The organism is Pseudomonas sp. KH_046_1 (genome assembly GCF_057839025.1).
Window position 1 is genome coordinate 6,205,185 of record NZ_CM174481.1, and the last position, 24,764, is coordinate 6,229,948.

27 protein-coding genes are annotated in these 24,764 nt (G+C 60.7%); 17 read left to right on the top strand and 10 right to left on the bottom strand.

Going from position 1 to position 24,764, the window contains the following annotated elements:
- Positions 1-130: 130 nt before the first annotated feature.
- Together AC3IT9_RS28525 and rph are read right to left on the bottom strand one after the other, a co-directional pair.
- Positions 131-499 carry a DUF4870 domain-containing protein gene (locus AC3IT9_RS28525; protein WP_103395943.1) on the bottom strand — a complete coding sequence of 123 codons (369 nt, stop codon included), beginning with the start codon at positions 497-499 and terminating at the stop codon, positions 131-133.
- Between the two features lie 28 nt (positions 500-527).
- Positions 528-1,250 (bottom strand): ribonuclease PH, encoded by a 723-nt coding sequence (gene rph, locus AC3IT9_RS28530; RefSeq protein ID WP_007989575.1) that lies wholly within the window; start codon positions 1,248-1,250, stop codon positions 528-530.
- 268 nt (positions 1,251-1,518) lie between these two features.
- Here rph and AC3IT9_RS28535 point away from each other — a divergent pair, with 268 nt between their 5' ends.
- The 6 genes from AC3IT9_RS28535 (at position 1,519) to AC3IT9_RS28560 (ending at position 6,824) form a co-directional block, all read left to right on the top strand.
- Positions 1,519-2,382: a YicC/YloC family endoribonuclease gene (locus tag AC3IT9_RS28535; RefSeq protein ID WP_057712739.1), complete on the top strand. Its 864-nt coding sequence runs from the start codon at positions 1,519-1,521 to the stop codon at positions 2,380-2,382.
- A gap of 13 nt (positions 2,383-2,395) precedes the next feature.
- Positions 2,396-3,016 carry a guanylate kinase gene (gene gmk, locus AC3IT9_RS28540; RefSeq protein WP_046038947.1) on the top strand — a complete coding sequence of 207 codons (621 nt, stop codon included), beginning with the start codon at positions 2,396-2,398 and terminating at the stop codon, positions 3,014-3,016.
- Positions 3,017-3,183: 167 nt separating this feature from the next.
- On the top strand, positions 3,184-3,447 hold the full coding sequence (gene rpoZ, locus AC3IT9_RS28545; protein ID WP_007921129.1) for a DNA-directed RNA polymerase subunit omega: 264 nt from the start codon (positions 3,184-3,186) through the stop codon (positions 3,445-3,447).
- Between the two features lie 57 nt (positions 3,448-3,504).
- On the top strand, positions 3,505-5,610 hold the full coding sequence (gene spoT, locus AC3IT9_RS28550) for a bifunctional GTP diphosphokinase/guanosine-3',5'-bis pyrophosphate 3'-pyrophosphohydrolase (protein WP_095943403.1): 2,106 nt from the start codon (positions 3,505-3,507) through the stop codon (positions 5,608-5,610).
- A gap of 24 nt (positions 5,611-5,634) precedes the next feature.
- The gene (locus tag AC3IT9_RS28555) at positions 5,635-6,015 is read left to right on the top strand and encodes a RidA family protein (protein ID WP_003229509.1); all 381 of its coding nucleotides are present in this window, start codon (positions 5,635-5,637) and stop codon (positions 6,013-6,015) included.
- Between the two features lie 68 nt (positions 6,016-6,083).
- Complete coding sequence (locus tag AC3IT9_RS28560; RefSeq protein WP_489271513.1) at positions 6,084-6,824, top strand: hypothetical protein; 741 nt, start codon at positions 6,084-6,086, stop codon at positions 6,822-6,824.
- A gap of 138 nt (positions 6,825-6,962) precedes the next feature.
- Here AC3IT9_RS28560 and AC3IT9_RS28565 read toward each other — a convergent pair whose 3' ends face one another.
- Entirely contained in the window at positions 6,963-7,820 is an 858-nt protein-coding gene (locus AC3IT9_RS28565; protein WP_489271514.1) for an SDR family oxidoreductase, read from the bottom strand.
- A 188-nt stretch (positions 7,821-8,008) separates the two neighbouring features.
- On the opposite strand from AC3IT9_RS28565, the gene exbB reads away from it, so the two are divergent.
- The 6 genes from exbB to AC3IT9_RS28595 all read left to right on the top strand — a co-directional run bounded on the left by exbB (position 8,009) and on the right by AC3IT9_RS28595 (position 14,838).
- Complete coding sequence (gene exbB, locus AC3IT9_RS28570; RefSeq protein ID WP_489271515.1) at positions 8,009-8,980, top strand: tonB-system energizer ExbB; 972 nt, start codon at positions 8,009-8,011, stop codon at positions 8,978-8,980.
- Positions 8,981-8,986: 6 nt separating this feature from the next.
- Positions 8,987-9,415, top strand: a complete 429-nt coding sequence (gene exbD / locus AC3IT9_RS28575) for a TonB system transport protein ExbD (protein WP_053163897.1) — start codon at positions 8,987-8,989, stop codon at positions 9,413-9,415.
- Positions 9,412-10,161, top strand: a complete 750-nt coding sequence (locus tag AC3IT9_RS28580; protein WP_489271516.1) for an energy transducer TonB family protein — start codon at positions 9,412-9,414, stop codon at positions 10,159-10,161. The genes exbD and AC3IT9_RS28580 overlap by 4 nt, the downstream gene beginning before the upstream one ends.
- A gap of 180 nt (positions 10,162-10,341) precedes the next feature.
- Complete coding sequence (locus AC3IT9_RS28585) at positions 10,342-11,271, top strand: hydrogen peroxide-inducible genes activator (RefSeq protein WP_008047093.1); 930 nt, start codon at positions 10,342-10,344, stop codon at positions 11,269-11,271.
- A 9-nt stretch (positions 11,272-11,280) separates the two neighbouring features.
- Positions 11,281-13,356 (top strand): ATP-dependent DNA helicase RecG, encoded by a 2,076-nt coding sequence (recG, locus tag AC3IT9_RS28590; protein WP_150757460.1) that lies wholly within the window; start codon positions 11,281-11,283, stop codon positions 13,354-13,356.
- A 78-nt stretch (positions 13,357-13,434) separates the two neighbouring features.
- Positions 13,435-14,838, top strand: a complete 1,404-nt coding sequence (locus AC3IT9_RS28595) for an aminoacyl-tRNA deacylase and HDOD domain-containing protein (protein ID WP_489271517.1) — start codon at positions 13,435-13,437, stop codon at positions 14,836-14,838.
- Positions 14,839-14,978: 140 nt separating this feature from the next.
- Here the strand turns inward: AC3IT9_RS28595 and AC3IT9_RS28600 are convergent, their stop codons facing one another.
- From AC3IT9_RS28600 to AC3IT9_RS28625, 6 genes are all read right to left on the bottom strand, one after another.
- Positions 14,979-15,350 carry a helicase gene (locus AC3IT9_RS28600; protein ID WP_489271518.1) on the bottom strand — a complete coding sequence of 124 codons (372 nt, stop codon included), beginning with the start codon at positions 15,348-15,350 and terminating at the stop codon, positions 14,979-14,981.
- A 174-nt stretch (positions 15,351-15,524) separates the two neighbouring features.
- Complete coding sequence (locus AC3IT9_RS28605) at positions 15,525-15,716, bottom strand: DUF6124 family protein (RefSeq protein ID WP_489271519.1); 192 nt, start codon at positions 15,714-15,716, stop codon at positions 15,525-15,527.
- 48 nt (positions 15,717-15,764) lie between these two features.
- Positions 15,765-16,670, bottom strand: coding sequence for a leucine-rich repeat domain-containing protein (locus AC3IT9_RS28610; RefSeq protein ID WP_489271520.1), 906 nt, complete (start codon positions 16,668-16,670; stop codon positions 15,765-15,767).
- A gap of 437 nt (positions 16,671-17,107) precedes the next feature.
- Positions 17,108-17,383: an HU family DNA-binding protein gene (locus AC3IT9_RS28615; protein ID WP_003195589.1), complete on the bottom strand. Its 276-nt coding sequence runs from the start codon at positions 17,381-17,383 to the stop codon at positions 17,108-17,110.
- A 194-nt stretch (positions 17,384-17,577) separates the two neighbouring features.
- Positions 17,578-18,726, bottom strand: a complete 1,149-nt coding sequence (locus tag AC3IT9_RS28620) for an NAD(P)/FAD-dependent oxidoreductase (RefSeq protein WP_489271521.1) — start codon at positions 18,724-18,726, stop codon at positions 17,578-17,580.
- 18 nt (positions 18,727-18,744) lie between these two features.
- On the bottom strand, positions 18,745-18,915 hold the full coding sequence (locus AC3IT9_RS28625) for a rubredoxin (RefSeq protein ID WP_007995385.1): 171 nt from the start codon (positions 18,913-18,915) through the stop codon (positions 18,745-18,747).
- A 199-nt stretch (positions 18,916-19,114) separates the two neighbouring features.
- Here AC3IT9_RS28625 and AC3IT9_RS28630 point away from each other — a divergent pair, with 199 nt between their 5' ends.
- Together AC3IT9_RS28630 and ubiA are read left to right on the top strand one after the other, a co-directional pair.
- Positions 19,115-19,678 (top strand): chorismate--pyruvate lyase family protein, encoded by a 564-nt coding sequence (locus AC3IT9_RS28630; RefSeq protein WP_489271522.1) that lies wholly within the window; start codon positions 19,115-19,117, stop codon positions 19,676-19,678.
- Positions 19,678-20,568: a 4-hydroxybenzoate octaprenyltransferase gene (gene ubiA / locus AC3IT9_RS28635; protein WP_150724876.1), complete on the top strand. Its 891-nt coding sequence runs from the start codon at positions 19,678-19,680 to the stop codon at positions 20,566-20,568. Before AC3IT9_RS28630 ends, ubiA begins: the two co-directional genes overlap by 1 nt.
- A 60-nt stretch (positions 20,569-20,628) precedes the next feature.
- Here the strand turns inward: ubiA and AC3IT9_RS28640 are convergent, their stop codons facing one another.
- Complete coding sequence (locus AC3IT9_RS28640) at positions 20,629-21,012, bottom strand: COG4315 family predicted lipoprotein (RefSeq protein WP_150724875.1); 384 nt, start codon at positions 21,010-21,012, stop codon at positions 20,629-20,631.
- Between the two features lie 153 nt (positions 21,013-21,165).
- On the opposite strand from AC3IT9_RS28640, the gene phoB reads away from it, so the two are divergent.
- From phoB to AC3IT9_RS28655, 3 genes are all read left to right on the top strand, one after another.
- Complete coding sequence (phoB, locus tag AC3IT9_RS28645) at positions 21,166-21,855, top strand: phosphate regulon transcriptional regulator PhoB (RefSeq protein ID WP_003229608.1); 690 nt, start codon at positions 21,166-21,168, stop codon at positions 21,853-21,855.
- An 80-nt stretch (positions 21,856-21,935) separates the two neighbouring features.
- Positions 21,936-23,222 (top strand): phosphate regulon sensor histidine kinase PhoR, encoded by a 1,287-nt coding sequence (gene phoR, locus AC3IT9_RS28650; protein ID WP_257605542.1) that lies wholly within the window; start codon positions 21,936-21,938, stop codon positions 23,220-23,222.
- Between the two features lie 124 nt (positions 23,223-23,346).
- Positions 23,347-24,687 (top strand): hemolysin family protein, encoded by a 1,341-nt coding sequence (locus tag AC3IT9_RS28655; RefSeq protein WP_150753832.1) that lies wholly within the window; start codon positions 23,347-23,349, stop codon positions 24,685-24,687.
- Positions 24,688-24,764 lie beyond the last annotated feature (77 nt).

Genomic DNA, 24,764 nt, shown 5'->3' on the forward strand with positions numbered 1-24,764 from the left:
GAACTTCGTTTGAATAGCGAACGACCAAGTACGCAACATTAGAGATTAATCTGATTGCAAAAAAACAAATGCCCCAACATGTCGGGGCATTTGTATTGAACTGCGCTTAAAATAGCATCAGCGTCTTGGCTTACTTGATCAACCGCCATGTGAACGGGTACCGGTAAGGCTGCCCTTCATTGGCCTTCACCCCGGCGATGATCGTCAGCACCAGCGCACCGATCGCGATCAGGCCAAACAGGAAGAACCCGATAATCAACAGCATCAGCAGGAAGCAGATAGCCGAGGCGATCGCGACAGTGATCTGAAAATTCAGCGCTTCCTTGCCCTGGGCATCGATGAACGGGTCCATCTCGCGCTTCATCTGCCAGAGAATCAGCGGGCCGATGATCGTGCCAAACGGAATCCAGATCCCCAGCAAGGCGGACAAGTGGCAAAACATGGCCCACTGACGTACCTCTTGGCTCGGCGTGGGCAGCGGCAGTTGCTCGTCACTCATAGTGTCCTCCTTGCCTGGAGCAGTCCGGTCAGTCGGCCAATGCGGCCTTTTGCAATTCGAAGATCTCGTTCATGCCTTTCTTGGCCAGTTCCAGCATGGCGTTCAGCTCTTCAGGCTGGAACGGCGCGCCTTCGGCAGTGCCCTGGACTTCGATGAAGCCGCCAGCGCTGGTCATCACCACGTTCAGGTCGGTTTCGGCGGCCGAGTCTTCCAGGTAGTCGAGGTCGAGCACAGGCTCACCCTTGTACATGCCCACGGAAACCGCAGCGATCATTTGCTTGACCGGGTCGCCGCCCTTCAGGCCGCCACGCTTCTTGATGACTTTCAAGGCATCGATCAGCGCAACCATGGAACCGGTGATCGAAGCCGTGCGGGTGCCGCCATCGGCCTGGATCACGTCGCAGTCGACGTACAGGGTGACGTCACCCAGCTTGGACATGTCCAGCGCAGCGCGCAGGGAACGACCGATCAGACGCTGGATTTCCAGGGTGCGGCCGCCTTGCTTGCCACGGCTGGCTTCACGCTGGTTACGCTCGCCGGTAGCGCGCGGCAGCATGCCGTACTCGGCGGTCAGCCAACCCTGGCCCTGGCCTTTCAGGAAACGCGGTACGCCCGGTTCAACGCTGACGGTGCAGATGACCTTGGTATCGCCAAACTCGACCAGCACAGAACCCTCGGCGTGTTTGGTGTAGTTGCGGGTGATGCGGATCGAGCGGAGCTGATCGGCAGCGCGACCACTTGGACGTATCATAGGGAGTACCTGTACTGGGGACGGAAAACTGCGGAGCATTATAGAGCCGACGGCCGCCACTGGGCACTTCTAAAAAATTCCGCCGACGACCGAGGGCTCTGCACCGCGCGTCGGTGCAGGCCTGCCGCTCTTTGTCACACCGTGTGTTTGGGCGCATCCGCGCCACTGCGCTACAATCCTGCGCCTTTGCTGCCAGTCGGCTTTAATTCATTGATATCGGATTCCCGGAACCTCGGTTCTGTGCCGATCTGCCTTGCGAGGTACCTCCATGGTGCACAGCATGACCGCCTTCGCCCGCGTCGAGAAAGCCGGCGTCCAGGGCACCCTGAGCTGGGAACTGCGGTCGGTCAACAGCCGCTACCTGGAACCCCACCTGCGCCTGCCGGAATCCTTCCGCGACCTCGAGGGCGCTGTTCGTGAAGCCCTGCGCCAGGGTGTATCGCGGGGCAAGCTCGAATGCACCCTGCGCTTCACCGAAGAAAACACCGGCAAAGCACTGCAAATCGATCAGGAGCGCGCCGCGCAACTGGTCGCTGCCGCCGAGACCATCGCCAGCCTGATCAAGAACCCGGCAGCGCTGAACCCGCTGGAAGTCCTGGCCTGGCCCGGCGTACTGGTAGGCGACGCCACTGACCCGCAAGCCTTGAACGCCGAAGCGCTGGCACTGTTCAACCAAGGCCTCAAGGAACTGAAGGCCGGCCGCGAGCGCGAAGGCGCGGAGCTGGCGCGGCTGATCAACGAGCGCCTGAGCGCCATTGAAGAAGACGTGGTGACCTTGCGCGAACTGGTCCCGCAAATGCTCGCCACCCAGCGCCAGAAAGTCCTCGACCGCTTCGCCGACATGAAGGCCGAGATGGATCCGCAGCGCCTGGAGCAGGAAATGGTCATGCTCGCGCAAAAAAGCGACGTCGCCGAAGAACTGGATCGCCTGAGCACTCACATCATCGAAGTTCGCCGGGTGCTCAAATCCGGCGGTGCCGCCGGTCGGCGCCTGGACTTCCTGATGCAGGAACTCAACCGCGAAGCCAATACACTGGGCTCCAAAGCCTTCGACCCGCGCAGCACCCAGGCTGCGGTCAACCTCAAGGTGTTGATCGAGCAGATGCGCGAACAAGTGCAGAATATTGAGTAAGGCTACCCCCGACATGACACACAGCACCGGCACCCTGTACATCATTTCCGCCCCTTCGGGCGCGGGCAAGAGCAGTCTGGTCAAGGCCCTGACCGACGCAAATCCGGAGATCCGCGTCTCGGTCTCCCACACCACCCGCGCCATGCGTCCCGGTGAAGTGAATGGCGTGAACTATCACTTCGTCGACCGCAGCGAGTTCGTGAAGATGATCGAGCACGGGGATTTCCTCGAGCGCGCCGAAGTGTTCGGCAATCTCTACGGCACTTCGCAAAGCCACCTGCAGCAGACCCTGGACGAAGGCCACGACCTGATTCTGGAAATCGACTGGCAAGGTGCCGAGCAAGTGCGCAAGCTGATGCCTCAGGCCCGCTCGATCTTCATTCTGCCGCCGTCATTGCAGGCCCTGCACCAGCGTCTGACCAATCGCGGCCAGGACAGTGACGAAGTCATTGACGGCCGGATGCGCGAAGCCGTCAGCGAAATGAGCCACTACGTCGACTACGACTATCTGATCATCAACGACGATTTCGCCCACGCGCTGCACGACCTGAAGGCGATTTTCCGCGCCAATCAGCTGATTCAAAAGCGTCAGCAGCAGCGTCACGGCAAATTGCTGGCTGAATTGCTCGGTTAATCAGCTCTTCCCAAAACCGCTGCAAGGGCTTTACATTGGCACTTGTAGCGCGTTGAAGGGCTTGGTCAAAAAATCAGCGCTTCCCTAAACGCTGGTGATTTTTTAAACTGTCGAGTCCGCTCGCCCATCCGGGCAGCGCGCATATTGCATTTGCTACGAGGAAGACCATGGCCCGCGTAACCGTTGAAGACTGCCTAGAACACGTGGATAACCGCTTTGAGCTGGTCATGCTCTCTACCAAGCGTGCCCGTCAACTGGCCACCGGCGGCAAAGAGCCGAAAGTAGCATGGGAAAACGACAAGCCTACCGTCGTCGCCCTGCGTGAAATCGCTGAAGGCCTGATCGACTACGCAGCTATCGCCGAAGCCGAAATCGTTGAAGATGAACCGCTTTTTGCTGCATTCGAGGACGAGTCCAACGAGGCCGTCTAAGCCTATGCCTGGTCGACGTAGCACGGCGCGGGATAAAAGCTTACGGCAGGAGATATCATGCCGAGCATAGACGCCCTCGCCGATCGCTTATCGACCTACCTCGGCAAGGACCAGGTCAATCTGGTCCGCCGAGCGTATTTCTACGCCGAACAAGCCCACGATGGCCAACGCCGCCGTAGCGGCGAGGCGTACGTCACGCACCCACTCGCGGTTGCGAATATTCTTGCCGACATGCACATGGACCATCAGAGCCTGATGGCCGCGATGCTGCATGACGTGATCGAAGACACCGGTATTGCCAAGGAAGCGCTGCAAGCGCAGTTCGGCGAAACCGTGGCCGAACTGGTCGACGGGGTCAGCAAACTGACCCAGATGAACTTCGAGACCAAGGCCGAGGCGCAAGCCGAAAACTTCCAGAAAATGGCCATGGCCATGGCCCGCGACATTCGCGTGATCCTGGTCAAGCTGGCCGACCGCCTGCACAACATGCGCACGCTGGAAGTGCTGTCCGGGGAAAAACGCCGGCGCATCGCCAAGGAAACCCTGGAAATCTATGCACCCATCGCCAACCGGCTGGGCATGCACGCCATCCGCATAGAATTCGAAGACCTCGGCTTCAAGGCCATGCACCCGATGCGTTCCGCGCGGATCTACCAGGCGGTCAAACGCGCCCGGGGCAACCGCAAGGAAATCGTCAACAAGATCGAAGAATCCTTAAGCCACTGCCTGGCCATCGATGGCATTCAGGGCGAGGTCAGCGGTCGCCAGAAACACCTCTACGGCATCTACAAGAAAATGCGCGGCAAGCGTCGGGCCTTCAACGAGATCATGGACGTCTACGCGTTCCGGATCATCGTCGACAAGGTCGATACCTGCTACCGCGTGCTGGGTGCTGTACATAACTTATATAAACCACTGCCGGGGCGCTTCAAGGATTACATCGCGATCCCCAAGGCCAACGGCTATCAGTCGCTGCACACCACGCTGTTCGGCATGCACGGTGTTCCGATCGAGATCCAGATCCGCACCCGTGAAATGGAAGAAATGGCCAACAACGGCATCGCTGCCCATTGGCTGTACAAGTCCAGCGGCGACGAGCAGCCGAAAGGCACCCATGCCCGCGCCCGCCAGTGGGTCAAGGGCGTGCTGGAAATGCAGCAACGCGCTGGCAACTCGCTGGAATTCATCGAAAGCGTGAAGATCGACCTGTTCCCGGACGAGGTCTACGTGTTCACGCCAAAAGGCCGGATCATGGAGCTGCCCAAGGGCTCCACGGCGGTCGACTTCGCTTACGCGGTACACACCGACGTGGGCAACAGCTGCATCGCCTGCCGGATCAATCGTCGTCTCGCGCCGCTGTCCGAACCGCTGCAAAGCGGCTCCACGGTCGAGATCGTCAGCGCTCCCGGCGCGCGGCCGAACCCGGCCTGGCTCAACTTCGTGGTCACCGGCAAGGCGCGCACGCACATTCGCCATGCACTGAAACTGCAACGCCGCTCCGAATCCATCAGCCTCGGCGAGCGCCTGCTGAACAAGGTCCTCAACGGCTTCGACAGCTCGCTGGAGAAAATCCCGGCCGAACGCGTCAAGGCCATGCTCGTCGAGTACCGCCTGGAACTGATCGAAGATTTGCTCGAAGACATCGGCCTGGGCAATCGCATGGCCTATGTGGTGGCCCGCCGGTTGCTGGGCGAAGGCGAACAGTTGCCAAGTGCAGAAGGCCCGCTGGCGATTCGCGGCACCGAAGGCTTGGTACTCAGCTACGCCAAGTGCTGCACGCCGATCCCGGGCGACCCGATTGTCGGCCACCTGTCCGCTGGCAAAGGCATGGTCGTGCACCTGGACAACTGCCGCAACATCAGCGAAATCCGCCACAACCCGGAAAAATGCATCCAGCTCTCGTGGGCCAAGGACGTTACCGGCGAATTCAACGTCGAACTGCGCGTCGAACTGGAACACCAGCGCGGCCTGATCGCCCTGTTGGCCAGCAGCGTCAACGCCGCCGACGGCAACATCGAGAAAATCAGCATGGACGAACGCGATGGTCGCATCAGCGTGGTCCAGTTGGTGGTCAGCGTGCACGATCGCGTGCACCTGGCCCGCGTGATCAAGAAACTGCGCGCCTTGACCGGGGTGATTCGCATCACCCGCATGCGCGCCTAAGCCCCTAATTACAAGGAGTCCTACATGACCAAGACTGTTATCACCAGCGACAAGGCCCCGGCCGCCATCGGCACTTACTCCCAGGCGATCAAGGCTGGCAACACCGTTTACATGTCGGGTCAGATTCCCCTGGACCCAAAAACCATGGAACTGGTTGAAGGCTTCGAAGCCCAGACCGTCCAAGTGTTCGAGAACCTCAAGGCCGTGGCTGAAGCCGCTGGCGGTTCGTTCAAGGACATCGTCAAGCTGAACATCTTCCTCACCGACCTGAGCCACTTCGCCAAGGTCAACGAGATCATGGGCAAGTACTTCGACCAGCCTTACCCTGCCCGCGCCGCCATCGGCGTAGCAGCCCTGCCAAAGGGTTCGCAGGTTGAAATGGATGCCATCCTGGTCATCGAGTAATGCGTGCGGCGCAGCCTCGGGCTGCGCCGACTGCTCTGCTGTAAAGAATGCTTGAAAGGATTCCACCCATGCGCAACGCGCTTGCTCTCTCGCTGCTCGCCCTGTTCCTGGGCGGATGTGCCAGCAACCCTGCCGACCGCGACATCAGCGGCACCTGGATCAACCAGGTGGCGATCGATGCTGCCGCCAAAGGCGTCCCCCTGCGTGAAGCGCTCCAGGCCTATGGCCCGAACCTGGAATGGGACATCAACACCAAGGCCAGCCAGGCCCGCTATACCAACGGTTTTGAAAATGTCGATGGCAAGCTGCTGGGTGAACAGTCCGGCGCCTGGAAAGTCGACTTTTATGGCAGCTCGGCCAGTGAGCTGAAGCGTGACGGCAAGCAACTGAGCCAGTCCGCCAGCGACAACGAGCCTGAGCAAGTCTTCGACCGCGTACAGATCCAGGTACCGGATGGCGCACCGATGGGTGCCAGCTTCGAACGTGCGCTGTATTCAGCCTACATGGGCGGCGGCTGGACAATCGTCAACGGCCCGGGCGAAGGCAACACGGTTCAATTCCAGGCCGACGGCCAGGTGACCGGCCTTCCAGGCAGCGATCGTTATGCGTTGTGCCTGGCCGGCGATTGCGCATCCATGAGCGGCGGCAACGACAACATGTGGCTGCAACTCAATGGCCAGGGCAACGCCTGGATCTTTGCACGCAAGGGCAAGGAGCTGGAGATTTTCCAGACCGTGAACACGGCGCAGGCGGACGAGATGCCCTCGTTCACCCCGGGTGAGCGCAAGTGGTTGCTCGAGAAGCAATAAGCCGGATCTGAAGCCAATAGATAACCCTGTGGGAGCGGGCTTGCCCGCGATGGCGGTGTAACAGTCAACCTGGATGTTGAATGTTATGACCTCATCGCGGGCAAGCCCGCTCCCACAGGTGTTTACGGCGCCTGGAAGTCAGCTGCGCCCCTCAATGATCGCCGCATACCCCTCGCGAAAACTCGGATACTTCGGCGTCCAGCCCAACGCTTTTGCCCGCGCATTGCTGCAGCGCTTGCTGCCTGTGCGACGCACGCTGTCATCATCGGCCCATTCGGTCACACCCAGATACTCACGCAACCAGTCCACCACATCGGCCAGTGCTGCCGGCGCGTCATCGACGCCGATGTAGACATCATCCAGCGCCACGCCACGCCGATCCGCCTCAAGCAAGCACGCCATCAATCCTGCGGCGTCGTCGGCATGAATCCGATTGGCATACAACGGCGGATCGGTTACCACGCGATACCCCCGACGAACCTGAGTCAGCAACCACTCACGGCCCGGACCATAAATGCCGGTCAGACGCACGATGCTCGCCGGAATGCCGCTCTTGAGGGCGAGTTGCTCGGCTTCGAGCATCACACGTCCGGAATAGCCCGCCGCCACGGCTGGTGAAGACTCGTCGACCCATTCGCCATTCTGCTGACCGTAAACACTGCTACTGGAAACGAACAACAGGCGATTGGGCACCTGCCCGTAGTCGTTCAGCCACTCCAGCACGTGCTCGAGGCCCTGGACATACGCAGCGCGGTAACCGGCTTCGTCGTGATCGGTGGCCGCCGCGCAATACACCAGGTAATCCACGGCGCCGATTGGCCAGGTAGCCGGGCAGTCTTTGTTGAACAGGTCACCGGCTACACCGATGACGCCCTCAGGCAGGCGTGAAACGTCGCGTCGCAGGCCATGGACCTCCCACCCCGTCGCCAGCAATTGTGTGGCCAGGCGGCTGCCGACATCACCGCAACCGGCGATCAAAACAGTAGGCGCAGACATCAGAAAACTCCCATCGGAAAGCCACAGACTAGCGCCGGCAATAGACAGGCGGCTAGCAATGCAGGAAAAAAAGAGACGCTATTACTTCTGTTAACAAGAATTACTTGCAATAATGCGCCCCACTTTTGTTCTCGGCCTTTCGAGGCCTGGAAGAACATCACCCGTTTTTTCTCTCAGGTCCGGCCAGCATGACACGCAATCAAATCTCCGCTTCGCCAACCAAACGACCTCGCGCCTGGAGCGCGGTGGCCGCCCTGTTCCTCAGCCTGATGCTTGCGCCAGTCGCCGCTTTCGCCGATGCCCAGGCGCCAGCCACACCGGCCGCCACCGCGCCGGCTCCGGCCGATCACGCCGCCCCGGCCGCTGCTCCGGTAGCGACCGATCCGACCCAGGCCGCACCGGCAGAAACGTTGGGTGAAGACGTCCCTGAGGTCCTCGAAGCCGACAACACCCTGGGCATGGCCCATGACCTGTCGCCGTGGGGCATGTACAAGAACGCCGACATCATCGTGAAAATCGTGATGATCGGCCTGGCAATCGCCTCGATCATCACCTGGACCATCTGGATCGCCAAGGGTCTTGAGCTGATGGGCGCCAAGCGTCGTCTGCGCGGTGAAATCGCCCAACTGAAAAAATCCGCCTCCCTCAAGGAAGCCAGCGCCACCGCAGCGAAGGAAGGCACCTTGGCCAACTTGCTGGTGCACGACGCCCTTGAAGAGATGCGCCTGTCGGTCAACAGCCGTGAGAAAGAAGGCATCAAGGAACGCGTCAGCTTCCGTCTTGAGCGCCTGGTCGCCGCCTGCGGTCGCAACATGAGCAGCGGCACCGGCGTGCTGGCCACCATCGGTTCCACCGCGCCGTTCGTCGGCCTGTTCGGTACCGTGTGGGGCATCATGAACAGCTTCATCGGCATCGCCAAGACCCAGACCACCAACCTCGCCGTCGTGGCTCCGGGCATCGCCGAGGCCCTGCTGGCTACCGCACTGGGCCTGGTTGCAGCGATCCCTGCGGTCGTGATCTACAACGTCTTTGCCCGCTCCATCGCCGGTTACAAGGCTCAGGTGTCCGACGCGTCGGCACAGGTCCTGCTGCTGGTCAGCCGCGACCTCGACCACCAGCCTGAGCGCAGCTCGCAACCGCACATGGTGAAAGTGGGGTAATCGGCCATGGGCCTGCATTTGAAAGAAGGGGCAGACGACGATCTGTCCGAAAACCACGAAATCAACGTTACGCCGTTCATCGACGTGATGTTGGTGCTGTTGATCATCTTCATGGTGGCGGCCCCGCTGGCCACCGTGGACATCAAGGTCGACCTGCCCGCCTCGACCGCCAAACCGGCGCCGCGGCCAGAGAAACCGGTGTTCCTCAGCGTCAAGGCCGACCAGCGCCTGTTCCTCGGTGAAGAGGAAGTGAAGGCCGAAGCACTCGGCGCCACCCTCGACGCCAGGACCCAGGGCAAGAAAGACACGACAATCTTCTTCCAGGCCGACAAAGGCGTGGATTACGGCGACCTGATGAGCGTGATGGACAACCTGCGTTCTGCCGGTTACCTGAAAGTGGGTCTGGTCGGTCTCGAGACGGCAGCCAAGAAATGATCACGACGCGCCATAAGCTGACGCGTTACAGCGGTAGCCTGGCCGTGGTGCTGGGCGTTCACGCGCTGGCCATCGCGCTGGCGCTGAACTGGTCCGCCCGTCCGCCCATCGAATTGCCTCCCCAGGCAATGATGGTCGAGCTGGCACCGGTTCCTGCCCCGCCACCGCCTGCTCCGCCGAAGGTCGTCACCCCGCCGCAGCCACCGGCTCCGGTTGAAGAACTGCCGATACCCAAGCTCGCCGAAGCGCCGAAAGCCGAAATTGCCGTGCCCAAGCCCGTCAAGCCAAAGCCCAAGCCGCAGCCGCCCAAACCGGTAGAAAAGAAACCTGAGCCGCCGAAGGAAAAACCGGCCGAAGAAAAGCCTGCCGAAACCCAGCAGACTCAGGCACCGACGGAGAAATCCGCCCAGCCTGCGCCGGGTCCGTCGCCTGCTCAAATGGCAGCCAAGGCCAGCTGGCAAGGCACGCTGTTGGCACACCTGCAGAAGTACAAGAAGTACCCTGCAAGTGCCCAGGCGCGGGGCAAGGAAGGGATGAACCGTCTGCGTTTCGTCGTGGATGCCGAAGGCAATGTGTTGTCGTTTGAGCTGGTAGGCTCCTCGGGCACTGCCGATCTGGACCGGGCCACCCTGGAAATGATCCGCCGCGCCCAACCGCTGCCCAAGCCACCGGCCGACATGCTGACCAACGGTTCCATCGAAATTGTTGCACCGTTTGTGTATTCGCTGGAAAAACGCCGCCGTTGAAAACCGCTGAACCACTGTAGGAGCGAGCTTGCTCGCGAATGAGGCGAACGATAACGCTTGAAGCCTGACACCCCGGGGCGATCTCAGGTTTTTCGCGAGCAAGCTCGCTCCTACGTCTGATAACGTGCGTCTATCGATTGCAGCCGGTATGCTTGGCCCGCAACTTCATGGACGCTTGCTATGACCCTCACAGAATTACGCTACATCGTTACCCTCGCCCAAGAGCAGCACTTCGGCCACGCGGCCGAGCGTTGCCACGTCAGCCAACCGACCCTGTCGGTGGGTGTGAAAAAGCTTGAAGACGAACTCGGTGTGCTGATTTTCGAGCGCAGCAAAAGCGCCGTGCGCCTGACGCCGGTCGGCGAAGGCATCGTGGCCCAGGCCCAAAAGGTACTGGAACAGGCCCAAGGCATCCGCGAACTGGCCCAGGCTGGCAAGAACCAGCTGACCGCCCCGCTCAAGGTCGGCGCGATCTACACCGTCGGACCGTACCTGTTTCCGCACCTGATTCCACAACTGCACCGGGTCGCCCCGCAGATGCCGTTGTACATCGAAGAAAACTTCACCCACGTGCTGCGCGACAAGCTGCGCAACGGCGAGCTCGACGCGATCATCATCGCCCTGCCGTTCAATGAAGCCGACGTGCTGACCCTGCAACTCTACGACGAGCCGTTCTACGTGCTGATGCCGGCGCAGCACCCGTGGACGCAAAAAGAATCCATCGACGCCAGCCTGCTCAACGACAAGAGCCTGCTGCTGCTCGGCGAAGGCCACTGCTTCCGCGATCAGGTACTGGAAGCCTGCCCGACCCTGACCAAGGGTAACGACGGTGCCAAGCACACCACGGTGGAATCCAGTTCCCTGGAAACCATTCGCCACATGGTCGCCTCGGGCCTCGGGATTTCGATCCTGCCGTTGTCGGCAGTCGACAGCCATCACTACGCCCCCGGCGTGATCGAAGTGCGTCCGTTGTCGGCACCCGTACCGTTCCGCACCGTGGCCATTGCCTGGCGCGCCAGCTTTCCGCGCCCGAAAGCGATTGAAATCCTCGCTGACTCCATTCGCCTGTGCTCGGTGGCCAAGCCAGCGGCACAAGTCGCTGCGGGCTAAGCAAGGGTCATGAGCGAGTTGTCGCAAGTGTCGGTGACGGCACTCAAGGGTGTCGGTGAAGCCATGGCCGAGAAACTGGCCAAGGTCGGCCTGGAAAACCTCCAGGACGTGTTGTTTCACCTGCCCCTGCGCTATCAGGACCGCACTCGCGTGGTGCCGATCGGCGCACTGCGGCCCGGGCAAGATGCGGTCATCGAAGGCACCGTCAGCGGTGCCGATGTGGTCATGGGCCGGCGGCGCAGCCTGGTGGTCCGATTGCAGGATGGCACCGGGGGCTTGAGCCTGCGTTTCTATCACTTCAGCAACGCGCAAAAGGAAGGCCTCAAACGCGGCACGCGGATTCGCTGCTACGGCGAGGCGCGACCCGGTGCTTCGGGGCTGGAGATCTACCACCCGGAATACCGCGCCATCACCGGCGACGAACCGCCGCCGGTGGATGAAACCCTGACCCCGGTCTACCCGCTGACCGAAGGCCTGACCCAACAGCGCTTGCGCCAGTTGTGCATGCAGACCCTCACCCTGCTCGGCCCCAGCAGCCTGCCCGACTGGCTGCCGAACGAACTGGCCCGCGACTACCAATTGGCGCCGCTGGCCGATGCGATCCGCTACCTGCACAACCCGCCCGCCGATGCCGACGTCGATGAACTGGCCCTCGGTCACCACTGGGCGCAGCACCGTCTGGCTTTCGAAGAACTGCTGACCCATCAGCTGTCGCAACAACGCCTGCGCGAAAGCATGCGCGCCCTGCGCGCGCCCGCGATGCCCAAAGCCACGCAACTGCCGGCCAAATACCTGGCCAACCTCGGCTTCAACCCAACCGGTGCCCAGCAACGGGTCGGCAATGAAATCGCCTATGACCTCAGCCAGCACGAACCGATGCTGCGGCTGATCCAGGGTGACGTCGGCGCCGGCAAAACCGTGGTCGCCGCCCTTGCCGCGCTGCAAGCGCTGGAGGCCGGTTATCAGGTTGCGCTGATGGCGCCCACCGAGATTCTCGCCGAGCAGCACTTCATTACCTTCAAGCGCTGGCTCGAACCGCTGGGCATCGAAGTCGCATGGCTGGCCGGCAAGCTCAAGGGTAAGAACCGCGTAGCCGCGCTGGAGCAAATCGCCAGCGGCACGCCGATGGTGGTCGGCACCCACGCGTTGTTCCAGGACGAAGTGCAATTCAAGAACCTGGCGCTGGTGATCATCGACGAACAGCACCGTTTCGGCGTACAGCAGCGTCTGGCCTTGCGGCAGAAAGGCGTCGGCGGGCGCATGTGCCCGCACCAGTTGATCATGACCGCCACGCCGATTCCGCGCACGCTGGCCATGAGCGCCTACGCCGATCTCGACACCTCGATCCTCGACGAATTGCCGCCCGGCCGAACCCCGGTCAACACCGTGCTGATCACCGACACCCGGCGGGTCGAAGTCATCGAACGGGTGCGCAGCGCTTGCGCCGAGGGGCGCCAGGCCTATTGGGTGTGCACGCTGATCGAAGAGTCGGAAGAGCTGACCTGCCAGGCCGCCGAAACCACCTTCGAAGACCTCACCGCCGCCCTTGGCGAGTTGAAAGTCGGGCTGATCCACGGCCGTATGAAGCCTGCGGAAAAAGCTGCGGTGATGGCCGAGTTCAAGGCCGGCAACCTGCAACTGCTGGTCGCGACCACGGTGATCGAAGTCGGAGTGGACGTGCCCAACGCCAGCCTGATGATCATCGAGAACCCCGAGCGCCTGGGCCTGGCGCAATTGCACCAGTTGCGCGGCCGCGTCGGCCGGGGCAGCGCCGTCAGCCATTGCGTGCTGCTCTACCATCCGCCGCTGTCGCAGATCGGCCGCCAGCGCCTGGGCATCATGCGCGAAACCAACGACGGTTTTGTCATCGCCGAAAAGGATCTGGAACTGCGTGGCCCCGGCGAAATGCTCGGCACCCGGCAGACAGGTTTGCTGCAATTCAAGGTCGCCGACCTGATGCGCGATGCCGATTTGCTGCCCGCCGTGCGGGATGCCGCCCAGGCATTGCTCGAGCGCTGGCCGACCCACGTCAGCCCGCTACTCGACCGATGGCTGCGTCATGGCCAACAATACGGCCAAGTGTGACAACCGTCACGGTTTCTGAGGCGTGGCCCCAAGCAAGCTGGTTATACTCCCGCAATTGTTTTAGTCCGGATACAGACCATGACCGAAGTTGCCTTCGCACCCGACACCCCGCACGCTCCGTCGGTCATTCGGCTGATGCTGGGCAAATTGGGCATTGCCTACGAAGAAGTGCTGGACCGTCACGGCCTGAATGCCGCGCGCAAAGTGCAGGCCGTTCTGCTGGATGACAGCGTTGGCGTGCTGATGGTGCTGTTCCCGCAGAGCCAATTGCTGGACCTCAATCGCCTCACTGAACTCACCGGTCGCCGCCTCGCCGCCGTACCGACCGAACGCCTGACAAAAATGCTCGGCAAGCACAATCTCAGCTTGCTGCCGGGCCTGCCGGCACTGACCAGTTCACCGTGCCTGTACGACGCAAGCCTGCTGCACGAGCCGAAGTTGCTGATCAACTCCGGTGAGCCGGGCGTGTTGCTGGAAATCTCCAGTGAAGACTTCAAGGCGACCATGCTGACCAAGGCCAGCGCCGCCAATTTCGGCGAAAACCTGACCAGCATCCGTCCGAACCTCAACCGCCCCGATGACGACCGCGAGGAAATCACCCAGGCCGTCCAGGCGTTCACCGCACGACGCATCCAGCAGCGTCTGGAAGCGACCATCGAAATTCCGCCGCTGGCCGAAACCGCGCAAAAAATCATCAAGCTGCGCGTCGACCCCAACGCCACCATCGACGACATCACCGGCGTGGTCGAAACCGACCCGGCGCTGGCCGCACAAGTCGTGAGCTGGGCGGCATCGCCGTACTACGCCTCGCCGGGCAAAATCCGCTCGGTGGAAGACGCCATCGTCCGGGTGCTGGGCTTCGACCTGGTGATCAACCTGGCACTGGGCCTGGCCCTGGGCAAAACCCTGAGCCTGCCCAAGGACCACCCGCAACACTCCACCCCGTACTGGCAGCAATCGATCTACACCGCCGCCGTCATCGAAGGCCTGACCCGCGCCATGCCGCGCGCCCAGCGCCCGGAAGCCGGCCTGACCTACCTGGCCGGCCTGCTGCACAACTTCGGCTACCTGCTGCTGGCCCACGTGTTCCCGCCACACTTCTCGCTGATCTGCCGCCACCTGGAGGTCAACCCGCACCTGTGCCACAGCTTCGTGGAACAACACCTGCTGGGCATCAGCCGCGAACAGATCGGCACGTGGCTGATGCGCTACTGGGACATGCCTAAAGAACTGGCCACCGCCCTGCGCTTCCAGCACGACCCAGCCTACGACGGCGCCTACGCCGAATACCCGAACCTGGTGTGCCTGTCGGTGCGCCTGCTGCGCAGCCGTGGCATCGGCTCCGGCCCCGATGAAGACATCCCCGACGCCCTGCTCGAACGCCTTGGCCTGAGCCGCGAAAAAGCCAATGACGTGGTCAGCAAGGTCCTCGAGGCCGAAGTGCTGCTGCGCGAACTGGCTTCGCAATTCACCCAAGGCTGAAAAGCATCGCGGGCAAACCACGCTCCCACATGGATCACCTGAATCCTGTAGGAGCGGGCTTGCCCGCGAAGGTCGTCAACGATGACGCGTGCATCCTGGATAAACGCGGGTACTTGAGTTTCTCGCGAGCAAGCTCGCTCCTACGCCTTCTTCGGCTTCATATACTTGGTCAACCCCTGGAACCAGATCACCAGCGCCGGGTTGCCCTTGATCTGAATCGACTTGTCCTGAATCCCCGTCATGAACGCCAGTTGCTTGTTCTTCGCCTGCATCGTGGCAAAGCCGTACGCGGCGTCTTTAAAGGCAATCGCAAACGCGGGCTCGGTATGCACACCCGATTGGCTGGTGATGCGCTGGTCTTTCACGCGGAAATGCCGCGCCACTTTCCCGTCCAGGGTCTGCAGCTGAAACACCAGGTCCTTGTCACCCAACTGCTGCTGAAACGCCGGATTGGTCCGGCTGGCCTTACCCATCAACAAACCCAGCATCCACAGCAGAAAACGAAATTTCATGCGCAAGCCTCAAAAGAAAAATAAACGGCGAGGGCAGTGTAACGGCTAAAAAATAGAACGCCACCATCCGCTTTATTTTCGAGAAGATGATGCCATTTTTGACGCCGATGACTACCAAGTCATTGACGAAGCTTCTACACAAGAGACTTCGGAAGGCTGTGTTTTTCCACTCGATTACACATCACCTGGAGCGCCGATATTCTCCAGAACCCGAGTTACTGCCAGCTGACCCAAAATGATGATTTGCTGAAGCGCCAACATCGTTTTGCGGTGTGCCCCTTCCTGCCCCCCGGCAAAATCACTCTCCATAACACTCGCCGACGCTAATGAGCCGTGCGCGGAAAACGCTGTCGCGTCCCTGCGCACGGCTTCTGTCAGCTCACTTCACCCGATAGACAAAAGACCGGTTGGCCGTTACGCGGTCACCGTGTAGCGATAACTCACATTGGTCAGTCGCCCATGAATTGCCAGCATCACCTCGGACGTGCCTGGTGTGTGTGTCGGCAAATGCACATAGCGCAGGTTTTCATCCAGATACGCATCTGGACTGCCCACGATTTGCACACCGCTCGGTTCATACAGGACGTCACCCGGCGTCTGGGCCTGCACAAATATTTCAGGCAGCCTGATGGGCAGCAAACTGTTTTGCGCTACATTGCCCAACTCAACAATGCCCAAGGCTTGATTGCGGGCATTGATGGTGGTGGTCGAAGGCATGGCATTCAAGATGGTCAAGTCTTCAAACCCGTTGCTCTGGACCAACAGGTCTTTGAGGGCGGTCAGTCTGGCAAAGGAATCCGGCAGTTTTCCGCACAGGTTATTGTTATTGCCCACGTCGAAGCGTTCCAGTTTTGTCAGGTTGCCGATCGACTCCGGAATACCGCCTCTCATAATGCCCAGCGGCGATTGAGAACTCAGGTTCAGGCTGATCAGGCTTTCGAGATTTCCGATCCAGTCTGGAATTGATTTGAGTGCGCAGTTGATGAAGTACGCCGACGTCAACTTTGCCAACGTCCCGAAGTCTTCAGGAAGACGCGTGATAAATTGACGTTCTAGCATCACGTCCTGCAAGTTGCGCAAATGTCCAATGCCTCGCAAGCTGGTGATTTTTAACGGCTCCCCACTCAGCACTCTCAATACCGTCACTTTATCCAGCATTTCCTGCGTCACCGTGTCTTCAATAGTCACCGGCGTGTTCGTGGCTACTGAAATATGCACGGCCGCCACGCGCGCAAATGAAATGTCGTCAAAGAGAGCCTTGATCGGCGCCGGGATTCTCACAGGGATAAAAGCCTTTGCAGTTGCAGTGTTCGAGGTCATGTCAATCACCTTGCCAGTGTTTATGGAGACTCTTTTATAAAACATCGGCTGCCCCCTTTTAACTGTCACAACTGACAGTTGGTAAGACCAATTTAGAATAATCCGGAGCCGGGCGGCGGAGGGAACGGCATGCAGCGCCCCGTAAAACTCAAGGCGCCACTAGTTGGCTCGGCTCTGAATAATGCACTGGCAAAACTTGGGGCCGCCTCAGGAAACGGAATTTAAATCACGCTAAACCGTTGGCACGGGCTGACGCTCTCGAAAACGATCATTTTCGAGAAGCCATAATGAATAACGCACATCAAACCTGTGATGCGCTTGACGACGCGATTGATAAAAAAACACTCTCGCCACCTACAAAAAAAATGGGCACCCAACCCTGGTTGGCATGCCCATTTTTTATTCCACTCCCCCGCTACGCGGGAGGTGAAAAAGGATTACGGATTAACGCTGTCTTTCAACGATTTGCCTGGCTTGAACGCAACGGTGTTGCTGGCCTTGATTTTGACGGGTTCACCGGTTTGCGGGTTTTTGCCGGTGCGGGCACCGCGATGGCGTTGCAGGAAGGTGCCGAAGCCCACCAGCGTCACGCTGTCTTTGCGGTGCAGGGCACCGGTGATTTCTTCAAGAACGGCGTTGAGAACGCGGTTGGCTTGTTCTTTAGTGAGGTCTGCTTTTTCAGCAATGGCTGCTGCGAGGTCTGGTTTACGCATGTGAGTGAAGCCCCTTTGACGGTTTGTTGTTGTTATGTCCGTGCTGCTCTCTGCGGAGCAGCGCCAAAAGCGCCGCAGGTGCTCTACTCTGCGGCAGACGGGAGTGAGGATGGCACGCAGTGAGGCCCCGCGCCAGTATCGGCGCGGCCATTGTTAGGGCAAAAGGGGGGTGATTCCGACAGAACGACCGGTATTTATGCCAACAGGGCCGGAAGCTCTTTGTTCAGGGCCAGTTTTTCCATCACGGCGGCACCGGTGAGGGCGTAACCGAGCAGCTTGCCCGCGGCATCGCGGCATAAAACCTTGATGTCGGCGCCCTGCCCTTCGATTGTCCAAATGCCCTCTGCACCCCGTGGCGGCGGGGACACCACCAGCGGGCAGACCGGGGTTTTGACGGTGATTGGCATCGGGCCATAGGTGACGGCGGTCGGGTTGCCGGCCAGGGTTTGCGCCAGCGCCCTCGCACAGCTCATCAGGGGCATCACGTACAGCAGGTTCAGCCCGTCGACCTCGGCGCAGTCGCCCAGGGCGTAGATGTTGGCGTGGGAGGTCTTCAGGTGCCGATCGACCATGACGCCACGGCTGACCTGCAAACCGGCCGCAGCCGCCAGGTCGACGCGCGGGCGCAGGCCAATGGCCGAGACCACCACGTCGCACGGGATCACCTCGCCATCGGACAGGTGCGCTTCCAGGCCGTCAGCCACTCGCTGCAGGCGATTGAGCACCGGGCCGAGGTGGAAGCGCGCGCCGAGGCTTTCGAGGCCTGCCTGCACCGCAGCGGCCGCCGCCGGGTGCAACAGGGTCGGCATAACTTGTTCGCACGGCGCAACCAGCTGCACTTCGTAGCCGCCCAAGGTCAGGTCGTTGGCGAACTCGCAGCCGATCAGGCCAGCGCCGAGCAGCAGCACGCGGCGCTTGCCGGCCGCCGCCGCACGGAAGCGTGCGTAGTCTTCCAGGTCGTTGATCGGGAATACGCAGTCCGCCGCGTCGCCTTCAATGGGCACGCGCACGGTTTCGGCGCCCCAGGCCAGGATCAGGTCGCGGTAGATCACCGCTTCTTCACCGATCCACAGGCGCTTGTGGCCCGGGTCGATGCCGCTGATGCGCGTGTGGGTGCGTATTTCGGCCTTGAGCTGTTCGGCCATGGTGCCGGGTTCGGCCATGCTCAGGCCGTCGGCATCCTTGTTTTTGCCGAAGCCGGTGGAGAGCATCGGCTTGGAGTAGGAGCGCCCGTCATCGGCGGTAATCAGCAGCAGCGGGGTTTCGCTATCGAGTTTGCGAAACTCGCGGGCCACGTTGTAGCCCGCCAGGCCGGTGCCAATGATTACGACAGGTGCGTTCATTCCTTACTCCTCAATTATTCAGGCAGCGATTTCGATCATTTCAAAATCCATTTTGCCCACACCGCAGTCCGGGCACAGCCAGTCTGCCGGGACGTCTTCCCAACGGGTGCCCGGCGCAATGCCGTCATCCGGCCAACCGTCGGCTTCGTTGTAGATCAGGCCGCAGACGATACATTGCCACTTTTTCATCAGGTACTTCCTCAGGGTTCAGGCGTTTTGCCGGCCAGACGGTCGATGGTTGCAGCGCTGCCGTCCAACTCAGCGCGTTTTGTACTGATCGGGGCCGTCGGATGCAAGCCTGTTCGGCGCAACGGCAGGCCATTTCAATCGATATCGGCGGCTGACATGTTAAGCTCGCCGCCTCATTTGCTGCCAATAATGACTCATTGTGCATCACACAGAATCCCCCTCTCCAGCTCCTCTCTGGCTCTCGCGCAGCGAACTGGCGCCCCTCCCCGATGCCTCCACCCTCGACTGGCTGTTCGACGAAGGCTCGCTGACCAGACGTCTGATTCATCTGTCGAATGACGCCTTCAGCGTCTCGCCGATGTTCGAAGGCTGGCAACCCCTGCGTGCCGACGAGTGCGCAGCACTGGACCTGGTCGATGGCAGTGAGGGCTGGGTGCGCGAGGTGTATTTGCGCGGTCATGGCCAGGCGTGGGTGTTTGCGCGCAGCGTAGCGTCACGCAGTGCATTGCAAGGCGACGGCTTGCACATGGACGAACTGGGCAGCCGCTCGCTGGGCGAATTGCTGTTTTGCGATCAGGCCTTCCAGCGCCGGGCCATCGAGGTTTGCCATTATCCGCAAGCGTGGCTGCCCGTCGAGGTGCAATCGCCTGAACTATGGGGCCGCCGCTCGCGCTTCGACCGCGGTGCGCTGAGCGTGCTGGTGGCCGAAATATTCCTGCCTTCCCTGTGGGACGCCGCCTGCGCCCAATCGGAGAACCGTTGATGTACCAAAGCCTGCTCAAGTCCTTGAACCGCTTGAACCCTCGGGCCTGGGATTTCATTCAGCTGACCCGCATGGACAAGCCGATCGGCATTTACCTGCTGCTCTGGCCAACACTGTGGGCGCTGTGGATTGCCGGCAAGGGGTCGCCGTCCCTGGCCAACATTGTGATTTTCGTCCTTGGCGTGGTGCTGACCCGCGCCGGTGGCTGCGTGATCAACGACTGGGCGGACCGCAAGGTCGATGGTCATGTGAAGCGTACCGAGCAGCGGCCGCTGGTGAGCGGCAAGATCAGTTCCAAAGAGGCGCTGGTGTTCTTCGCATTGCTGATGGGCGTGAGTTTCCTGCTGGTGCTGTGCACCAATGCCGCGACCATTTGGCTGTCGCTGGGCGGCCTGGCGCTGGCGTTCAGTTACCCGTTCATGAAGCGCTACACCTATTACCCGCAAGTGGTGCTGGGCGCCGCATTTTCGTGGGGGATGCCGATGGCGTTCACTGCAGAAACCGGTGAACTGCCGGCAGTTGCATGGCTGCTGTGGATCGCCAACCTGATGTGGACCGTGGGTTACGACACGTATTACGCGATGACCGACCGCGATGACGACCTGAAGATTGGTGTGAAATCCACGGCAATCCTGTTCGGCGACGCGGACCGGGCGATCATCCTGACCCTGCAAGGGCTGGCGTTGGGTTGCCTGCTGCTGGCGGGATCGAAGTTCGAGCTCGGTGGCTGGTTCCATCTCGGATTGCTGGCGGCCGCCGGCTGCTTTGCGTGGGAGTTCTGGTACACCCGCGACAAGGACCGGATGCGTTGCTTCAAGGCGTTTTTGCACAATCACTGGGCGGGTTTGGCGATTTTCGTCGGGATTGTGCTGGACTACGCGTTGCGTTGACCGTTGAAAAGATCGCAGCCCTGGGCAGCTCCTACCGGAGGCTGCGATCTTCTTGCAGTGTTACATGTGCTCACGAACGACGTGCCAGACGTCTTTCATCTTGTCGCCTTTCATTTCTCCGGGTGCCTTGTCCTTCTGGAAGTAGTAAAGCGGCTTGCCGTCGTAGGCCCATTGCATCGTGCCATCGTCACGCTTGATGACGGACCATTTACCTTCAGCCTTTGCGCCCGCTTCCGCCTTCAGCGGTGGCCAGTACTCTGCACACTCACCGGTGCAGACCGACTTGCCACCCGTGTCCTTGTCGAAGGTGTACAGGGTCATCCCTTTGTGGTCGGTCATCATGCCATCTTTCATCATTCCCGGTTCGGCGGCGAAGGCCATCGAAGGCAACGCCAGGGCAGCGGCCAGCAGCAGGGCCTTGATGGATTGCGAGTGTCGATTCATTTGAAGCCTTCCTTTGTGGTTGTCAGGATTCGGACTTAGAGCTTAGCCCAGGATCCAGCCAATCGCCGGTCGACTAAAATACTGTCACACGACTGCAATAATTCCGTTATCTAATGCGGCGCAAGACAGTTAAATGACAAGAGGATTAACGGCATGGTTGGCAGGAGCATTCTGATCGTCGACGACGAAGCGCCTATTCGCGAAATGATCGCCGTTGCGTTGGAAATGGCCGGCTATGACTGCCTGGAGGCTGAAAACTCCCAGCAGGCCCACGCCATTATCGTCGACCGCAAACCGGACTTGATCCTGCTCGACTGGATGCTGCCCGGCACGTCCGGCATCGAGCTGGCCCGTCGCCTCAAGCGTGATGAACTGACCGGGGACATCCCAATTATCATGCTCACCGCCAAGGGTGAAGAGGACAACAAGATCCAGGGCCTGGAAGTCGGCGCCGACGACTACATCACCAAGCCGTTTTCCCCACGTGAGCTGGTAGCGCGCCTGAAGGCCGTGCTGCGTCGTGCCGGCCCGACCGATGGCGAGGCGCCTATCGAAGTCGGCGGCCTGCTGCTGGACCCGATCAGCCACCGCGTGACCATCGACGGCCGTCCTGCCGAGATGGGCCCGACCGAATACCGCCTGCTGCAATTCTTCATGACCCACCAGGAGCGCGCCTACACTCGTGGCCAGTTGCTGGATCAGGTCTGGGGCGGCAACGTCTACGTCGAAGAGCGTACGGTCGACGTGCACATTCGACGCCTGCGCAAAGCCCTCGGCGATGCTTACGAAAATCTGGTACAAACCGTGCGCGGCACCGGTTACCGCTTTTCTACCAAAGCCTGACCCGGACCTTTACCGCCCGACAAGCTGACAAGGACGCGCGTCAAGTGAACCAAAACTGGCATGGCACCCTGATTCGCCACATGCTGCTGCTGGTCACCGCCTGCCTGGTGATCGGCCTGATCACCGGCTATTACGGCTGGAGCCTCGCTGCAGGCCTGGGTCTTTACCTGGCCTGGACCCTCAAGCAATTGCTGCGTCTGCACGAGTGGCTGCGCCTGCACAAACCCGATGAAGCGCCACCCGACGGCTATGGCCTGTGGGGCGAAGTGTTCGACAGCATCTACCACCTGCAACGCCGCGACCAACGGGTACGCGGACGCCTGCAAGCGGTGATCGACCGGGTTCAGGAATCCACCGCCGCGCTCAAGGATGCGGTGATCATGCTCGACTCCGACGGCAACCTGGAATGGTGGAACCGCGCCGCCGAAACCCTGCTGGGCCTCAAGACGCCACAGGACAGCGGCCAACCGGTGACCAACCTGGTGCGCCATCCGCGCTTCAAGGAATACTTCGAGCAAGACAGTTACGCCGAGCCGCTGGAAATCCCTTCGCCGACCAACGACCGCGTGCGCATCCAGCTGTACATCACCCGTTACGGCAACAACGAACACTTGATGCTGGTGCGCGATGTGACGCGCATCCATCAGCTTGAGCAAATGCGCAAAGACTTCATCGCCAACGTTTCCCATGAACTGCGCACACCGTTGACGGTGATCTGCGGTTACCTGGAAACCTTGCTCGATAACGTCGACGAGGTGAACCCGCGCTGGGGCCGTGCCTTGCAGCAGATGCAGCAACAAGGCGGACGCATGCAGACCCTGCTCAACGACCTGTTGTTGCTGGCCAAGCTGGAAGCCACCGATTATCCGTCGGACAACCAGCCGGTGCCGATCGACGGCTTGCTGCAATCGATCAAGAGCGACGCGCAGCAGTTGTCCGCCCAGAAAAACCAAAAAATCACCCTGGAAGCCGACCCGACGATTCTGCTCAAGGGCAGCGAGGCGGAGTTGCGCAGCGCGTTTTCCAACCTTGTGTTCAACGCGGTGAAATACACCCCGGCCGAAGGCAACATCCGCATTCGCTGGTGGGGCGATGACCAGGGGGCGCACCTGAGCGTGCAGGATTCCGGGATCGGCATCGATGCCAAACACCTGCCGCGCCTGACCGAACGCTTCTATCGCGTCGACTCCAGCCGCAACTCCAACACCGGGGGCACCGGCCTGGGGCTGGCCATCGTCAAACACGTCTTGTTGCGTCATCGGGCACGGATGGAAATCAGCAGCGTACCGGGCCATGGCAGCACCTTTACCTGCCACTTTGCCCCGGCCCAGGTCACCAAATCACGGGTTATCAGCACCGCTGACTGATACCGGCCAGCACGCGCCACTAGGCAACTGGCCGGTCAGCCGCTACATTGGCTGACTTGCGTCTGCCTTTCAGACGCGATTTTTTACTTCCCTCTCGAATATACGGAACCCGCAAAACTCCATCATGGACCCTTCCCCTGGCTTGACCCTCGCTACAATTTTCGCCGACTTCGGCATGATTCTTTTTGCTCTGATCCTGGTTTTGCTCAACGGATTTTTCGTTGCGGCGGAATTTGCCATGGTCAAACTGCGTTCGACCCGGGTCGAGGCCATCGCTGACAAACACGGCTGGCGCGGGCACATCCTGCGTACCGTGCACAGTCAGCTCGATGCTTACCTGTCGGCCTGCCAATTGGGTATCACCCTCGCCTCCCTGGGCCTGGGTTGGGTCGGTGAACCCGCGTTTGCCCACATTCTTGAGCCGGTGTTGAGCGCGGTCGGCGTCGAGTCGGCCGAAGTGGTCAAAGGCATCTCGTTCTTCACCGCCTTCTTCATCATTTCGTACCTGCACATCGTGGTCGGCGAACTGGCCCCCAAATCCTGGGCGATCCGCAAACCCGAATTGCTGTCGCTGTGGACCGCCGTGCCGCTGTACCTGTTCTACTGGGCCATGTACCCGGCCATTTACTTGCTCAACGCCAGCGCCAACCAGATCCTGCGCATTGCAGGGCAAGGTGAACCCGGCCCGCATCACGAACACCATTACAGCCGCGAAGAACTGAAACTGATCCTGCACTCCAGCCGTGGCCAGGACCCGAGCGACCAAGGCATGCGTGTCTTGGCCTCGGCAGTGGAAATGGGTGAGCTGGAAGTGGTCGACTGGGCCAACTCCCGCGAAGACCTGGTGACCCTGGAGTTCAACGCGCCGCTCAAGCAGATCCTGGCGATGTTCCGTCGCCACAAGTTCAGCCGCTACCCGGTGTACGACAGCGAGCGCCAGGAGTTCGTCGGCCTGCTGCACATCAAGGATCTGCTGCTGGAACTGGCGGCGCTGGACCACATTCCCGAGTCGTTCAACCTGGCCGAACTGACCCGCCCGCTGGAGCGCGTATCACGGCACATGCCGCTGTCGCAGTTGCTGGAGCAGTTCCGCAAGGGCGGCTCGCACTTCGCCGTGGTCGAAGAGGCCGACGGCAACATCATCGGTTACCTGACCATGGAAGACGTGCTGGAAGTGCTGGTGGGCGATATCCAGGACGAACACCGCAAGGCCGAACGCGGGATCCTCGCGTATCAGCCGGGCAAGTTGCTGGTGCGGGGCGATACGCCGCTGTTCAAGGTTGAACGACTGCTGGGCATCGATCTCGACCACGTCGAAGCCGAAACCCTTGCCGGGCTGGTCTACGAGAGCCTCAAGCGCGTTCCCGAAGAGGAAGAAGTGCTGGAAGTCGAAGGCCTGCGGATCATCATCAAGAAGATGAAAGGGCCGAAGATCGTCCTGGCCAAGGTGTTGATGCTCGATTGATTGCAGTTGTGGCGACGAGCTCCTGTGGCGAGGGAGCAAGCTCCCTCGCCACAGGAGCCTCTTGCACCCTCTGCGCC